We start from the raw sequence: 15,920 nt of genomic DNA, 5'->3' as shown, positions 1-15,920 counted from the left end.
CGGGCCCGGCAGCGGGTCCGCTTTCCGGTTTATCCTAAAGAGGTGGACATGCACAATCAGCGTTTTACTGCTCTGCGCCGTCGCGCAACGCCTGCGTTGAAGTCGGCGGGGAAATTCATCATCATCAGTGCAGTAACCTATGCGCCCGGCGGCCTGGCTGGCTGGGCAGTAAAATCGGTGGCGCGTCGCCCGTTGCGCCTGTTACTGGCGGCCGCCCTGGAACCGTTGCTGAGTAAGGTGTTCAATCGCCTGTCAGCGCGTTTCGTCAGGGAGAACGATGAAAAGACTGCAAAATGAATTCGCGGCGTTAATGAACCGCGGTGTTGACCGCCATCTGCGCCTTGCGGTAACTGGCCTGAGCCGTAGCGGCAAAACGGCATTTATCACTTCGCTGGTTAACCAACTGCTTAATGTACACAGTGGTGCACGTTTGCCGCTGTTCTCGGTGGTGCGCGAAGAGCGCCTGTTAGGCGTTAAGCGCGTACCCCAGCGCGAACTCGGCACGCCGCGTTTTACCTATGACGAAGGCTTAGCGCAACTGTATGGCACACCGCCCGTCTGGCCCACGCCAACCCGCGGCGTGAGCGAAATGCGACTCGCGCTGCGTTATCGCCCCGAGCAGTCGCTGCTGCGCCACTTCAAAGATACCGCAACTCTCTATCTCGAAATCGTTGATTACCCCGGTGAATGGCTGTTGGACTTACCCATGCTGGCACAGGATTACCTGAGCTGGTCGCGGCAGATGATGGGGCTGTTACAGGGGGATAGGCAGCAGTGGGCCGCACGCTGGAAAAGCCTGTGCGAAGATCTTGATCCTTTTGCTCCCGCCGATGAAAACCGTCTGGCTGCAATTGCAGCAGCCTGGACCGACTATCTGCACCAGTGCAAAAGCGAAGGGCTGCACTTTATCCAACCCGGACGGTTCGTGTTGCCGGGGGATATGGCCGGTGCTCCTGCGTTGCAGTTCTTCCCGTGGCCGCAGGTGGATGAGATGCACGCCAGCAAGCTGTTACAGGCACCTGCAGGCAGTCATTTTGCCATGCTGCAGCAACGCTTTAACTACTACTGCCAGCATGTGGTGAAAGGCTTCTACAAAAACCATTTCCTGCGCTTTGATCGTCAGATCGTGCTGGTGGATTGCCTGCAACCCCTCAATAGCGGTCCGCAGGCGTTCAATGACATGCGTCTGGCGCTGACCCAACTGATGCAGAGTTTTCATTACGGTCAACGCACCTTGTTCCGTCGGCTGTTTTCACCGGTGATCGATAAACTGTTGTTTGCCGCCACCAAGGCTGACCATGTCACCGCCGATCAGCATGCCAATATGGTGTCGCTGTTACAGCAGTTGGTGCAGGATGCCTGGCAAAACGCGGCGTTTGAAGGCATCAGTATGGATTGCCTTGGGCTGGCATCGGTTCAGGCCACCGAGAGTGGACTGGTGGAACATCGTGGCGAAAAGTTACCCGCCTTGCGAGGTCATCGTCTTAATGATGGGGAAGCCTTGACCTTCTACCCTGGCGAAGTGCCGCCGCGCTTGCCGGGGCATCAGTTTTGGCAACAACAGGGCTTTCAGTTTGAACAGTTCCGGCCGCAGCAGCTCGATGTCGATCGGCCGCTGCCGCACATTCGCATGGATGCCGCGCTGGAATTTCTTTTAGGAGATAAATTGCGATGAGCGACGAAACCCCTTTAAAACCGCGCATTGATTTTGCCCGACCGCTGGAAGCGGAAGCGGAGAAACCCTTGCGCGCGGCACAAACGTTTAGCGCAGACGCTGAAACTGCCTTTCTTGCCACCACCGAAACAGAGGTGCTGGAAGAGGGCGCAGGCGAAAAGGTGGTCGAAGCAGCGCTGCGGCCAAAACGCAGTTTGTGGCGCAAAATGGTTGGCGCGGGGCTGACGATATTTGGCGTGAGCGTGGTCGCTCAGGGCGTACAGTGGTTGCATGATGCCTGGATCACGCGTGACTGGTTCTCTCTTGGCACCGGTGTTGCGGGTGGTCTGATTGTGGTGGCGGGCGCAGGCGCAGTGATCGGCGAATGGCGACGTCTCTATCGCTTACGCCAGCGTGCAGAAGAGCGCGATGTTGGGCGTGAACTGCTGAATAGCCACGGCATTGGCAAGGGACGTGCGTTTTGCGAGAAGCTGGCGCAGCAGGCGCAACTCGATCAGGCGCATCCCGCGTTACAGCGTTGGCATGCGGCACTGCATGAAACCCACAATGACCGCGAAATCGTGATGCTGTACGCGCAACTGGTGCAACCGGTGTTAGACCGTCAGGCACATCGTGAAATCAGCCGCCATGCCGCGGAATCCACCTTGATGATCGCAGTAAGCCCGTTGGCATTAGTGGATATGGCGTTTATCGCCTGGCGCAACCTGCGTTTGGTGAACCGCATTGCCGCGATATATGGCATTGAACTGGGTTATTTCAGCCGTATCCGGCTGTTTCGTTTGGTGCTGCTGAATATGGCGTTCGCGGGGGCATCTGAGTTGGTACGTGAAGTGGGCATGGACTGGATGTCGCAGGATATTGCGGCTCGGCTCTCAGCGCGCGCAGCACAGGGCATTGGAGCTGGCTTGCTGACTGCGCGCCTCGGCATTAAAGCGATGGAATTATGCCGTCCGTTACCCTGGTTAGAGGACGATAAACCGCGACTGGGTGACTTCCGCCGCGAACTGCTGGGGCAGTTAAAAGAATCCCTGGTAAAAGGTGGGGATAAAGCAGATAAGCCTGCTAAATAATCACTCTTCGCTCACCTTTCACGCTGCGAAAGGTGTGAAAGGTGAAATTATCTGTGTTAAATGTGATATTCGGCGGGATTAATGCTGGGCGTTCCGCTACACTTCTTCGCGTCACCTGCCTCGAACTGTCAACTTTTCATGACAGCCCCCTTCTGAGGCGCTGCAAGTTAGCGTATTATCTCTAAAATCAAAACCTGACTAAGGCTCATCGCAATGCGTTTGGAAGTTTTCTGCCAGGACCGCATCGGTCTGGCGCGCGAGCTACTCGACCTGCTGGTTGCGCGCAACATCGACTTGCGCGGTATCGAAATTGCGCCATTTGGTCGCATCTACCTCAATTTTTCCGCACTGGAATTTGAGCCGTTCAGCAATCTGATGGCGGAAATCCGCCGTACACCTGGCGTGACAGATGTGCGCACCGTCAGCTACATGCCTTCGGAACGCGAGCATCGTGCCTTGAGCGCATTGTTGATTGCGATGCCGGAACCGGTGTTCTCTATCGACCTCAAATGCAAGGTAGAGCTGGCCAACCCGGCGGCGCAGAGCCTGTTTAACCTCGACGAGCAAAAGTTGCGCAATCAAAATGCGGCCACGCTGATTACTGGCTTTAACTTCCAGCGTTGGATTGAAAACGAGCGCGTTGAAGCCCAGGCACAGCATGTGGTGATTCAGGGGCGTGATTTCCTGATGGAAGCCCGACCGATTTACATGGCCGAGGAAGAGGGGCAGAGCGACCAGCCGGTGGGCGCGATGATTACCCTGAAATCCACCGCGCGCATGGGCCGCCAGTTGCAGAATCTCACCGTAACCGATGAGTCCGAGTTTGACCATATTGTTGCCGTGACGCCGAAGATGCGCCAGGTCATCGATCAGGCGCGTAAACTGGCGATGCACGATGCCCCGTTACTGATTGTGGGGGATACCGGCACCGGTAAAGATATGCTGGCGCGCGCGTGTCATCTTCGCAGTGCGCGCGGTAAAAAACCGTTCCTGGCGCTGAACTGCGCATCGCTGCCGGATGATGTGGCAGAGAGCGAGCTGTTTGGCCATGCTGCCGGAGCATACCCGAACGCGCTGGAAGGCAAAAAAGGGTTCTTTGAGCAGGCCAACGGTGGCTCGGTGTTGCTGGACGAAATCGGCGAGATGTCACCGCGTATGCAGACCAAACTGCTGCGTTTCCTCAACGACGGTACTTTCCGCCGTGTCGGCGAAGAGCATGAAGTGCATGTTGATGTGCGCGTGATTTGCGCGACACAGAAGAACCTGATCGAGCTGGTACAACGGGGTGAGTTCCGTGAAGACCTGTTCTATCGGCTTAATGTCCTGACGCTCAACCTGCCGCCGCTACGCGAACGTCCACTGGATATCCTGCCGCTGACGGAGATGTTTGTCGCCCGTTTCGCCGATGAGCAGGGTTTACCTCGCCCACGTTTGTCACCGCAGCTGGCACCGTTCCTGACCCGCTACAACTGGCCGGGCAATGTGCGTCAGTTAAAAAACGCGCTGTATCGTGCGTTGACCCAGTTGGAAGGCTATGAACTTCGTCCACAAGATATTGTGTTGCCTGAACAGGCACTGGATGTCTCACTGGGAGAAGAAGCGATGGAAGGGTCGCTGGATGAGATCACCAGCCGCTTTGAGCGTTCAGTGTTGACGCGTCTTTATCTGTCCTATCCCAGCACACGTAAACTGGCGAAACGCCTTGGGGTTTCCCATACCGCGATTGCCAATAAACTGCGTGAATATGGGTTAGGGCAGAAGCGTAACGAAAGCGACTAATCGGGCGCGTAGATTTCGCTATGCCAGGTCGCCATTCATGGCGACCTGGTTCGACAATGTTAATCTACTCAGGTGTTCGGATGTCTACCTGACTTCCTTTCCTCATAAACACCGGAATCTCACTCAACGGCGCGGAGACGCAAATGCGTTGACCGCCATAATAGCACTCACCGTTACGGGCAACCCATTGCTCGCCTGCAGGCAGCCATACTTCACGTTCTCGCTGCCCGGCGTACAGCACTGGCGCGACCAGAAGGTCGCTGCCCAGCAGATACTGATCTTCCACTTGCCAGCTCTCAGGCTGCTGCGGGTAGTGATAGAACAGCGGGCGCATCACCGGATCACCGAGTTCATGAGCTTCGCGCATTAGGCCATCTATGTAGGAGCGAATCTGCTCACGTTGCAGCAGGCAGCTCTTCATCAGCGCGTAATTCTCCTCGCCGTAACTCCAAACCTCATTGGGTGAGCCGCTGTTGCATTGTGCAATTCCGTCGCGCCAGGCATCATCAGGGGCAATTTGTGGCTCGCGATAACCGTGCAAACGCATCACCGGACAGAATACCGCCCACTGGAACCATCGGATTAATAGCTCATGAAACGCCGGGTCATCAATGTTCCCGCCCTGGAAGCCACCGATGTCGGTGGTCCACCACGGAATACCCGCCATCGCCATGTTTAATCCGGCTGTAAACTGGTTGCGTAGCGCATGGAACGAGGAGTGAACGTCGCCAGACCACGCAAGCACGCCATAGCGCTGACTGCCCGCCCACGCGCAGCGCACCAGGTTGACGATCTCGCTCTCTCCCTGTTGTTGCAGTCCTTCGTAAAATCCGCGGGCAAACAGCTGCGGATAAATGTTGCCCACTTCCTGTACCGGACCAAGATGATAGCGGTAGTTATCAAAATCGTAGGCTCGGTACTCCGGCTCCGCTTCATCGAGCCAGAAGGTGCGGATGCCATGATCATAGTAGTTACGCTTAACCTCCTGCCAGACGAAATCCCGTGCGGCAGGATGCGTGGCGTCAAAAAAGGTGGTGTTGCCCATAAAATCGAGGTTAACGGATACGCCGCGTTCACTGTTTACCAGCCAGCCTTTGGATTTCATCAGACGATAGTTATCACTGCGGCTGTCAACTGTGGGCCATACCGACACCATCGTTTCAATGCCCATCGTTTTCAGTTCTTGAACCATGGCACGCGGGTCAGGCCAATCGCGCGCATCGAAACACCAGGTTCCCTGATTTGGCCAGTGGAAAAAGTCGATGACTATGACTGAGAGCGGTAGCTGCAGGCGACGATATTCACGCGCGACCTCCAGCACTTCCTGCTGGGTGCGATAACGCAATTTGCATTGCCAGAAACCGGTAGCGAAGCTGGGCATCATCGGTGCTGTTCCGGTGGCGCGGCCATATTGGCGCACGATCTCAGCCGGTGTGTCACCTGCGGTGATCCAGTAATCCATTTGATCCGTCACTTCGGCCTGCCAGCGCGTGCCGTTTTTACCAAAGGTCACTTCACCGATGGCCGGGTTATGCCACAGTAAGCCATAGCCCAAACTCGACACCATAAACGGCACGCTGGCCTGTGAGTTGCGCTGTGCCAGCTCCAGCGTGCAGCCTTTCAGGTCGAGGCAATCTTGCTGATACTGGCCCATGCCATAGATTTTCTCTTCCGCACGGGCTTCAAAGCGCACGCTCAGTTGATATTTCCCTCCTGGAATCGGTCTAAAGGTGCGCGCATCCAGTTTCAGGGCGCTAATGTATTTGTCCTGGCTCTTCTCGCTGGCTCCAATGCCTACGGTGCTGCGCTGACGCCAGAACTCTTCCAGAAGCAGTTCTCCGTGCTTATTGTAAAATGCCAGCTGGCCGCGAATATTCAGCGTGACGGTGATATTGCCGTTACGCAGGCTCAGAGATTCGTGCTCGCGCTGGATTTCCACCTCACAAGCAGCAGGTGATAACAACGCCCAGTCATGGTCGATCAGTTCTGGCTGACAGGTGGCTCGAACTCGCAGGCTATGCGCACCCCAGGGTTCGATAACTAGTGTCTGACGGTCAAATGTCCAGATAATACGCTGGGATTCGGCGCGTAACTCGCTCATGACAACTCCTGTGATTGTAAAAGGGGGGAAGCAGTTGCAGCCGGTTGGGCTGACACTTTGTTCTGATTGATGGTGCGCATGGTGGCATCGTTAAGTTTGTAGCCGCGCATTGCGAATGCGCTTAACAGTGAGAGCAGGCCTGGAACTACTGAAAACAGCGCCACGATGGCCATCATGGCGGCGGGCTGCTGATGCGGTGCCTGTGCAACATAACCGCTCAGGCCTAGCGTCCAGCCAACAATCGCGCCGCTAATGGCCATGCCCATTTTCAATACAGCGAGCAGAGTGGAGAAGACGGTGCCATCAAGACGCTTACCCTGACGATATTCACCGTAATCCACCACGTCAGCCATCATCACCCACATCAGCGTGGTGGTGACCTGATAGAAGCTGGAGACGATGAACGTCATGCCGACCAGTAGCGCCAGCGATCCGGGCAGGAACACGATACTGATACTTAACACGCCGGCAGTGATGGCGCTGAGCGTAAAGGCGGTGATTTTGTTCAGGCGACGCGTCAGCAGTTTAGCCAGCACGCTACCCACGCTTTTCCCGACAATATGCGCGGCCAGTAGCCACATGAAGAGACTGGCATTTCCCAGAAAATAGGTGACGTAGTACATCATCGCGCCAAGCCGCACCACACCGAACGAGATATTGCAGAACACCAACAACGCGACTACACGCCACTGATCGTTACGCAGCAAATCGCGAAGATCGGCAAGAAAGTTGCCGTGGTTAGCGGGAGCATTGATACGTTCGCGGGTGTTAAGAAAGCAGATAAAAAACAGCAGGGTTGCCACCGTTGCCATAATCGACATGGCTGCGAAGTAACCCTCCAGTTTGTTACCGCCGCCGAGCCAGGTTGCGAGCGGGATCATCAGGAAAGTGGACATCGCGCCACCCAGCGTAGCCAGGAAAAAGCGCCATGATTGCAGGGAGATACGCTGATTATCATCGGCGGTGATAATCGCGCCCATTGAGCAGTAAGGAATATTGATGGCGGTGTACATCAGCATCATCAGGCTGTAGGTCACAGCGGCGTATATCATTTTTCCGGTGAGCGACAGGCTTTCTGGCACCGCATATATCAGCATACAACTGGCGCCAAATGGCACCGCCAGCATCAATAGCCAAGGGCGGAATTTTCCCCAGCGGGAACGAGTTCGGTCAGCGACCATCCCCATCGCCGGATCGATAACCGCATCGGCGACGCGCGCCAGCAGAAAAAGCGTGCCGACAAAAATCGCGGGTAGGCCCACCACATCGGTGTAATAAAAGGTGAGAAAGATGATGACGTTATCAATGGCGATATGGCTAGCCATGTCGCCAAGACCGTAACTGATTTTTTCTTTAAAGGATAAGCTTGCTTGCATGAAGACTCCCGCCTGTCTTTGAATCGCTGAAGGGCAATTGACGGTTAGTTATAGGTAGCGAAGGGGATGCAAACAATTGCGGGATTTGTTACGGGATTTATGTTTTTTTATTAATGTGATACGGGTAACAAGAATAACAGGAAAAGCACAACGTGGCGGGGGGATTGCTGCGTATCAAGATTAATCAATAGCTTAAAAAAGGTCTGTGCAGCCATCGCCATAAAAAAAAGCACCGAAAAATTAATCATTCGGTGCTTTCTGTTTCGCCTCAACGGCGGTATTTCAGTCCGGTATAATTACTTCAGTGATGCCAGCGCAGCATCGTAGTTTGGCTCTTCGGTGATTTCGTTCACCAGTTCGCTGTAAACCACTTTATCGTTCTCATCCAGTACGACAACGGCACGTGCAGTCAAACCTTTCAGTGGGCCATCAGCAATCGCCACACCGTAATCTTCTTTGAACTCGGCACCACGCAGTGCTGACAGCGTCACGACATTGCTGATGTTTTCCGCGCCGCAGAAGCGAGACTGAGCAAACGGCAGGTCTGCTGAAATGCACAGCACCACGGTATTGTCCGCTTCAGCAGAACGTTCATTAAACTTGCGCACTGAAGTGGCGCACACGCCGGTATCAATACTTGGGAAAATGTTCAGAACTTTGCGTTTACCTGCATACTTAGAAAGGGATACGTCACTAAGATCTTTAGCCACCAGGCTGAAAGGTTTAGCTTGTTCGCCTGCCTGCGGGAAGTGACCTGCAACGGGGACTGGGTTACCCTGGAAGTGAACATTCTGAGACATACGATTTCCTTTTAAACGAAGAATTAATCTGGCATTAACCTACCAGAGCAGATATAGCGTTTGTTTATGACATAATTTTGAAGGGTTTACGAGTGCATTTCGTGGTGAAGACCGAGCCGGTTCGCAATTAAGTGGCAGATTTAAGGAGAATGAATGAGAACAGTGAAGAGTTATCCGGAAGCCTGGCCGTTGCATTCGCCGTTTGTGATTTCACGCGGAAGCCGGACAGAAGCGCATGTGGTGGTGGTGGAAATCGAACAGGACGGCATAAAAGGTATCGGTGAAGCTACGCCTTATGCGCGTTATGGCGAGAGTGAAGAGTCGGTGCTGCAACAAATTGCCTCGCAGCTGCCTGCGATACAAAACGGCATGACGCGTGCAGCGCTGCAACAGGCATTGCCTGCAGGGGCTGCCCGTAACGCCCTTGACTGTGCCTTATGGGATCTTGAGCGTCAGCAGCAGGGTAAAACGCTACAAGCACTGTGTGAAGTCCAACTGGCCGATAGCGTAGATACCGCGCATACCGTCAGCATAGACACGCCCGAGGCGATGGCCAGCAGCGCGCTGGCGCTGTGGCAGCATGGTGCGCGACTGTTGAAGATCAAACTCGATAATCACCTGATCAGTGAACGGCTGGTGGCGATTCGCACGGCGGTGCCGGAAGCCACGTTAATCGTTGATGCTAACGAATCCTGGCATGCTGAAGGGCTGGCGGCGCGTTGCCAGTTGCTGGCGGATTTGAACGTTGCCATGCTGGAACAACCGCTGCCTGCCGCTGAAGACGCCGCGCTGGCCAACTTTATTCACCCTTTACCGATTTGTGCCGACGAAAGCTGCCATACGCGTGAACAACTGGCACAACTGCAGGGTCGCTACCAAATGATCAACATCAAGCTGGATAAAACCGGGGGGTTAACAGAGGCACTGGCGCTGGCGAAAGAAGCCCGGCAACAGGGATTTGCGGTAATGCTGGGCTGTATGCTCTGCACCTCACGCGCTATTCGGGCGGCACTGCCCTTGACGCCAATTGCAAAATTCGCCGATCTTGACGGCCCAACCTGGCTGGCTGCCGATGTTGAGCCGTCACTGCACTTCTCACAGGGTGTGCTTAATCTCGCGGTTGCCAACGCAGCAGATTAATCATCGCTTCCAGGTACACTTCGGTGGCTTCATCGACCGAAATCGGCGGCATCTCGGCGGTAATGCACAATAAGCCGAGATCGTCGCACCAACTGCCAAATGAGCCAGGCGTGGCGTAACCCACGCTGCTCACCACCGGCAACTGCGTTTGTTGCGCCAGCCACTGCGCTAATGTGCTGTGATGCGGATCGTCGATACAGGCCAGCGGTTCATGCCAGGTGACCACCCAGCTCGGTTTGATCTGGTGAATTAACTGGCACAGCGCCTGGGTTTCGGGCTCCGAAGCAGGGCGGCTTCCGGTGGAGAGTACCACATCGCGCTCATCGGCTGCGCTGTTCCAGCGATAGACGGTGTCGCCAGTTTGCCAGTTTGCCGCCGGGAAGTTGCGATTCAGATCCACGCCATTAGCATTAGCTCGCAGCCCAAGCTGGCATCCATCCGGATTGACCGCCAGCACCACATGATGGCGACGCAACGCTTCCGGCAAGGTGCGCATCGCGCCTGAAAGGGTTACTACGGCGGCATTCTCATCGCCGTGCGTGCCAGCAATAATTAATCCACTCTCAGCATCAGCCGCGGGAGCAGGAAACCACAATAGCGGTGCACCCAGCACCGACTGACCATATTGTTGCCAGACGGCATCGAGCTTGCCGCGCAGCGGACGGGGATGGTGTGACGACATGACATTCCTCTCTGAAAACGTGCAATGCAGCCTGGATGCGGCTGGCGTTCAAGATGAAAAGTGTGACCGGGAAACCAGCCTCAACATAACGGTAATCAGCGCGAGGGGAAATAGCTATATATCAATCAGCGATTTGCGATAAAGTGCCAAAAGTCGCTGGCGACACAAACTTCTTCGCGGTCGCCATTTTTTGGGTTAAGGAGTGGTGATGAAACTGACTTTCCGCAAGACGCTGGCTGCTGTTTTGATTGCTGGCGCATTCACACCCGTTTTTGCTGCTGACGTGCCGCCGGGCGCACAGTTGGCCGGCACGCAGGAAATTGTCCGCCATATTAAAGATGAACCCGCCTCGCTCGATCCGATGAAGGCCGTCGGCCTGCCGGAAATCCAGGTGATGCGCGATCTGTTTGAAGGGCTCACCAACCAGGATGCTCACGGTAAAATTGTGCCGGGTGTGGCGTTGAGCTGGAGCAGCAACGACAACAAAACCTGGGTTTTCACCTTGCGCAAAGATGCACGCTGGTCGAATGGCGATCCGGTTACCGCGCAGGATTTTGTCTATAGCTGGCAACGTTTAGTCGACCCCAAAAACAGTTCGCCGTTTGCCTGGTTTGCCGCGTTAAGCGGCATGGAAAATGCGGAGGCCATTACCAAAGGGCAGATGAGTGCCGATAAACTCGGCGTAACAGCAACGGATGCCACACATCTGAAAGTGACATTGTCACGACCAGTGCCGTGGTTCCCCAGTATGGTGGCCAATGCCGCGATGTATCCGGTGCCACAAAAAGTGATTGAGCAAAACGGCGATGGCTGGACGTCGCCAGGTAAACTGGTCGGGAATGGCGCCTATCAGCTGCAGGATAGAGTCGTGAACGAGAAGATTGTGCTGGTGCGCAATCCGCATTACTGGGATGACAGCCACTCCGTGCTGACCAAAGTGACCTTTATCCCGATCAATGAAGAGTCGAGCGCCACCAAGCGCTATCGTGCCGGTGACATTGATATCACCGAATCCTTCCCGAAAAATATGTACGCGCTGCTGAAAAAAGAGTTGCCTGGCCAGGTTTACACGCCGGATCAGTTGGGTACTTACTACTACGCGTTCAATACCGAGAAAGGGCCAACCGCCGACGTGCGGGTTCGCAAAGCGCTTTCGTGGAGCATTGATCGCCGCATCATCGCTGAGAAAGTGCTGGGCACGGGTGAAAAACCGGCCTGGCATTTCACGCCAGACGTCACCGCAGGCTTTACCCCGCAGCAAAGTTATCTGCAACAGCACAGCCAGCAAGAGTTAAACGCCCAGGCGAAGGCATTGTTGACCGCTGCAGGCTACGGTCCTGGCAAACCATTGCACCTGACGCTGTTATACAACACCTCTGAGAGTCATCAGAAGATTGCCATCGCGGTGGCCTCAATGTGGAAAAAGAACCTCGGCGTGGATGTGACGTTGCAGAATCAGGAGTGGAAAACCTACATCGACAGCCGTAATAGCGGAAGTTTTGATGTGATCCGCGCCTCTTGGGTGGGTGATTACAACGAACCTTCAACCTTCCTGAGCTTGTTGACCTCGACCCACAGCGGCAACATCGCCCGTTTCCACAGTGCAGACTATGATGCCGTGCTGACCAAAGCCAGCATGGAAACCAGCGTGGCAGCGCGTAACACCGATTACAACAAAGCCGAGCAGATCATCGCCGATCAGGCGCCGATCGCCCCGATCTATCAGTATACGAATGGCCGATTGATTAAACCCTGGGTGAAGGGTTACCCCATCACCAACCCAGAAGATGTGGCCTACAGTCGCGAACTGTGGATTGAGAAGCACTGATTTAAAGGTCACGAACCCTGTAGCGGCGCGATTTATCGCGCTGAGCCGCTTATAAGGGTGTGCCCAGGCGCGCCTAATGGCGAAAATGGGCGGCCTGAAGGCCGCACCCTACAAGCATGGATTTGGTTTTCGTAGGGTGCGCATTTAGGTGCACCTGGATTCATTGTTATTTCCCGCCTGTCATCTTTGCTCACAGCCTGATGATTGCAACTCGTCTGCGCCACGCTAGACTGTATCGTATTGATTTTGATAGTGAGGCGCGTACGTGAACGTCATTGAAGGAAAAGCGTTAAAAGTTTCGGATGCCATCATCTCTTGCCAGCTAGATGGCAAAGGTGGCGTGATTGCCATCGAAGACAAAGATGTCATCAACTGTGAGCGTCATTGCTGGCTGCACCTGAACTACACTCAGCGCCAAAGCGCCGAATGGCTGCAAAATACTCCATTAATCCCCGATTCAGTGCGCGATGCGCTGGCTGGCGACAGTATGCGTCCGCGCGTCACACGACTGGGCGATGGCTTTATGATCGTGCTGCGCAGCGTCAACCATAACGCCGATTCTCGCCCTGATCAGCTCGTCGCGATGCGAGTATTTATCAATGACAAACTGATTGTCTCTACACGCCGTCGCAAGGTTTACGCCATCGATACGGTTCTCAGCGATCTGCAACATGGCAATGGTCCGGTGGACGGTGGCAGTTGGTTGGTAGATGTGTGTGATGCGCTGACCGATCACGCCAGTGAATTTATCGAGGAGATGCACGATAAAATCATTGAGCTGGAAGATGCCTTGATGGATCAGCAGGTGCCGGCTCGCGGTGAGCTAGCGCTGCTGCGCAAGCAATTGATCGTGATGCGGCGTTATATGGCACCGCAGCGAGATGTGTATGCGCGTCTGGCCAGTGAGAAGTTGCCGTGGATGAACGATGACGATCGCCGTCGCATGCAGGATGTGGCCGATCGTCTGGGGCGCGGTCTAGACGATCTCAATGCGGGCGTAGCGCGCACCGGCATTCTGGCCGATGAAGTGGCATCGTTACTGGCCGAATCGATGAACCGCCGTACCTACACCATGTCACTGATGGCAATGATTTTTCTGCCAGCAACATTCCTGACCGGCCTGTTTGGTGTCAACCTCGGCGGTATTCCGGGCGGCAGCTGGCCGTTGGGCTTCACCGCATTTTGCGTATTACTTCTGGTGATGGTGGTGGGCGTAGCGGTTTGGCTCAAACGTCGCAAATGGCTGTGATGTTAATATTGAGTTGCCTCAGGGTAACTCATTGTTAAATAAGCCAGCCCAATTCAGAAAGCGAAAAAAACCTGATCGAAATCAATAACGGGATCACCTAACAGGGGCAAACTCTCTCTCGCAGGTGAATGCAACGTCAAGCGATGGGCGTTGCGCTCCATATTGTCTTACTTCCTTTTTTGAATTATTGCATAGCACATATAATTCGTACGACGCCGGCTATCCGCCGGCTTTTTTTTTGCCGCTTGGCTTCTCCGCGTTTCCTTTCCTAAGCTTTAAATTCATTCCGCGACAAGGAGCAGGGCATGCGAGAACTGATTGCCAGCGAACCTATCCCAACCGATCCACCACCGATTCCCGAACCGATCCCTCATCCCCAGCCGATTCCGCAACCGGATCCGCCGTACGACCCTGAGTTTCCACCGATTATCGATCCGCCTCCCCATCGTTAATAAAAAAGGCGCAGAGCCAGAGCGCTGCGCCTTTTCATAACCGGAATACGGTTACTTAATCTCTAATACATCCAGTCGCACGCTGAGTTCAGCAGCGTCTTCGTCTTCTGGCTGCCAGCCAGCAGGTTGTGTTGGCAGGGTTTCGCGGTCAAAACCAATATCGCCGCCGTTCACCACTTCATCACCGTGTTTAATGCCTTTGAAGTCGAACAGATTGATGTCGGCCATATGCGAAGGCACGATGTTCTGCATCGCGCTAAACATGGTCTCAATACGGCCAGGATAACGCTTATCCCAGTCACGCAGCATATCGGCCACTACCTGACGTTGCAGGTTAGGCTGTGAACCACACAGGTTGCACGGGATAATCGGATACTGGCGCGCTTCGGCAAAGCGGATGATGTCTTTCTCGCGGCAGTACGCCAGCGGGCGGATCACAATATGCTTGCCATCATCGCTCATCAGCTTCGGCGGCATGCCTTTCATTTTTCCGCCGTAGAACATGTTCAGGAACAGCGTCTGCAAAATATCGTCGCGATGATGACCGAGCGCAATCTTGGTACAACCCAACTCGGTGGCGGTGCGGTAAAGAATACCGCGACGCAGACGTGAGCAGAGTGAACAGGTTGTTTTGCCTTCTGGGATTTTCTCTTTAACGATGGAGTAGGTGTCTTCGTTAACGATCTGGTACTCAACGCCTAACTCATCCAGATACGCGGGCAAAATGTGTGCCGGGAAGCCGGGCTGTTTCTGATCGAGATTCACCGCAACCAGCGAAAAGTTCACTGGTGCGCTCTGCTGCAAATTACGCAGAATTTCCAGCATGGTGTAGCTGTCTTTACCACCAGACAGGCAAACCATGATGCGATCGCCTTCTTCAATCATGTTGAAATCGGCGATGGCTTCACCCACGTTACGACGCAGGCGCTTCTGAAGCTTGTTCAGGTTGTATTGTTCTTTCTTCGTTACTTCTTGATTTTCTGACATTATTTTGTTGCCTGATGCAAAAGAAGGGCATATTAGGGATAAAGTCTTATGAGTTTAGTTAAACTCTATGAAAGCATCTAATACGTATCTGAAGGGTATGGTACGGATCTGCAACCGGATTTCCAGTGGCATTTAAGCTTAAAATCACTTGTGTGTTAGGGGTAAGCTCGGCTCTTTCAGTCATAGCTTGAGTAGCCCGAGATTTGAACAGATTATGGAAAAAGGCTGTAAAGAATGGATGGAAAATTCATCTTTAACGATTTCAGGCAATTGAGCATTGATTTGACCAGAATATTAGAAGGTGAAATGAATAAAGGGTAAGGTCACAAACTAATCCATTATCAATCAGTAAAGATTTCTTGTGTCATACGTTTAGCATTGGTTTTGAAGCAAATGTAGGGAAGTTGCACCCCACATTTTCTTAACATTATCAGGCGCGAGCGAGATCGTTCCAAGTATCGCGATAGATAATATTCCCGTCCGTATATTTCCAGGTTATCGCCTCATATCGCAATTCGAGCGTTTCAAGGTGAGTGCTACTCATGCCGTTAGGGGACAGGTAAGGTGCTAAGGTAGTGAATTTAACGTTTTCAAGGATAATATTGAAATACTCTGCCTCAATACCAGACTCTTGAATCCGATACATCTTGATTGTCGCCTTCTTCATGGTGCGACCTTCACAAACCGCACGATACAATTGAGGTGTGGTGCGGTCAAATTCCTTCATTATCGTGATTGGCCTGTGAACACGTGTGCCAGTGAGTTTTCCCCAGCTTGGGTC

At 53.9% G+C, this 15,920-nt stretch carries 14 protein-coding genes; 8 read left to right on the top strand and 6 right to left on the bottom strand.

The window, feature by feature from the left end; translation table 11 throughout:
* The first annotated feature begins 48 nt into the window (after nucleotides 1–48).
* The 4 genes from pspD (at nucleotide 49) to tyrR (ending at nucleotide 4,524) form a co-directional block, all read left to right on the top strand.
* Entirely contained in the window at nucleotides 49–297 is a 249-nt protein-coding gene (pspD, locus tag PSSD_RS05775; protein ID WP_039333495.1) for a phage shock protein PspD, read from the top strand.
* Nucleotides 278–1,675, top strand: coding sequence for a YcjX family GTP-binding protein (locus PSSD_RS05770; protein ID WP_039333493.1), 1,398 nt, complete (start codon nucleotides 278–280; stop codon nucleotides 1,673–1,675). Before pspD ends, PSSD_RS05770 begins: the two co-directional genes overlap by 20 nt.
* Entirely contained in the window at nucleotides 1,672–2,745 is a 1,074-nt protein-coding gene (locus tag PSSD_RS05765; RefSeq protein WP_058969918.1) for a YcjF family protein, read from the top strand. Before PSSD_RS05770 ends, PSSD_RS05765 begins: the two co-directional genes overlap by 4 nt.
* A 213-nt stretch (nucleotides 2,746–2,958) precedes the next feature.
* The gene (tyrR, locus tag PSSD_RS05760) at nucleotides 2,959–4,524 is read left to right on the top strand and encodes a transcriptional regulator TyrR (protein WP_058969917.1); all 1,566 of its coding nucleotides are present in this window, start codon (nucleotides 2,959–2,961) and stop codon (nucleotides 4,522–4,524) included.
* A gap of 64 nt (nucleotides 4,525–4,588) precedes the next feature.
* On the opposite strand, the gene PSSD_RS05755 is transcribed toward tyrR, so the two are convergent.
* The 3 genes from PSSD_RS05755 to tpx all read right to left on the bottom strand — a co-directional run bounded on the left by PSSD_RS05755 (nucleotide 4,589) and on the right by tpx (nucleotide 8,801).
* Entirely contained in the window at nucleotides 4,589–6,625 is a 2,037-nt protein-coding gene (locus tag PSSD_RS05755; RefSeq protein WP_058969916.1) for a glycoside hydrolase family 31 protein, read from the bottom strand.
* Nucleotides 6,622–8,001 carry a glycoside-pentoside-hexuronide (GPH):cation symporter gene (locus tag PSSD_RS05750; RefSeq protein WP_058969915.1) on the bottom strand — a complete coding sequence of 460 codons (1,380 nt, stop codon included), beginning with the start codon at nucleotides 7,999–8,001 and terminating at the stop codon, nucleotides 6,622–6,624. Before PSSD_RS05750 ends, PSSD_RS05755 begins: the two co-directional genes overlap by 4 nt.
* 296 nt (nucleotides 8,002–8,297) lie before the next feature.
* Nucleotides 8,298–8,801, bottom strand: a complete 504-nt coding sequence (gene tpx / locus PSSD_RS05745) for a thiol peroxidase (RefSeq protein ID WP_039333485.1) — start codon at nucleotides 8,799–8,801, stop codon at nucleotides 8,298–8,300.
* A 153-nt stretch (nucleotides 8,802–8,954) separates the two neighbouring features.
* Here tpx and ycjG point away from each other — a divergent pair, with 153 nt between their 5' ends.
* Nucleotides 8,955–9,941, top strand: coding sequence for an L-Ala-D/L-Glu epimerase (gene ycjG / locus PSSD_RS05740; RefSeq protein WP_058969914.1), 987 nt, complete (start codon nucleotides 8,955–8,957; stop codon nucleotides 9,939–9,941).
* Here the strand turns inward: ycjG and mpaA are convergent.
* Nucleotides 9,910–10,623 carry a murein tripeptide amidase MpaA gene (gene mpaA / locus PSSD_RS05735; RefSeq protein WP_058969913.1) on the bottom strand — a complete coding sequence of 238 codons (714 nt, stop codon included), beginning with the start codon at nucleotides 10,621–10,623 and terminating at the stop codon, nucleotides 9,910–9,912. The genes ycjG and mpaA overlap by 32 nt on opposite strands.
* A 208-nt stretch (nucleotides 10,624–10,831) precedes the next feature.
* Between mpaA and PSSD_RS05730 the strand changes: the two genes are divergently transcribed.
* The 3 genes from PSSD_RS05730 to PSSD_RS27715 all read left to right on the top strand — a co-directional run bounded on the left by PSSD_RS05730 (nucleotide 10,832) and on the right by PSSD_RS27715 (nucleotide 14,152).
* Nucleotides 10,832–12,451, top strand: a complete 1,620-nt coding sequence (locus tag PSSD_RS05730) for a peptide ABC transporter substrate-binding protein (RefSeq protein WP_058969912.1) — start codon at nucleotides 10,832–10,834, stop codon at nucleotides 12,449–12,451.
* A 265-nt stretch (nucleotides 12,452–12,716) separates the two neighbouring features.
* A complete protein-coding gene (zntB, locus tag PSSD_RS05725; protein WP_039333477.1) occupies nucleotides 12,717–13,700 on the top strand; it encodes a zinc transporter ZntB in 984 nt (327 codons plus the stop codon).
* Between the two features lie 305 nt (nucleotides 13,701–14,005).
* Nucleotides 14,006–14,152, top strand: coding sequence for a hypothetical protein (locus PSSD_RS27715; protein ID WP_167347659.1), 147 nt, complete (start codon nucleotides 14,006–14,008; stop codon nucleotides 14,150–14,152).
* 51 nt (nucleotides 14,153–14,203) lie between these two features.
* Here the strand turns inward: PSSD_RS27715 and ttcA are convergent, their stop codons facing one another.
* On the bottom strand, nucleotides 14,204–15,139 hold the full coding sequence (ttcA, locus tag PSSD_RS05720; protein ID WP_039333474.1) for a tRNA 2-thiocytidine(32) synthetase TtcA: 936 nt from the start codon (nucleotides 15,137–15,139) through the stop codon (nucleotides 14,204–14,206).
* Nucleotides 15,140–15,569: 430 nt separating this feature from the next.
* The coding region (locus PSSD_RS05715) for an Hcp family type VI secretion system effector (protein ID WP_058969911.1) at nucleotides 15,570–15,920 on the bottom strand (351 nt) is incomplete at its 5' end.

This window comes from Type-D symbiont of Plautia stali, from assembly GCF_001485335.1.
GTDB classification, from domain to species: Bacteria; Pseudomonadota; Gammaproteobacteria; order Enterobacterales; family Enterobacteriaceae; genus Pantoea; species Pantoea vagans_C.
Note: the sequence above shows the minus strand (reverse complement) of the source record. Positions and strands in the feature narration are given on the sequence as shown.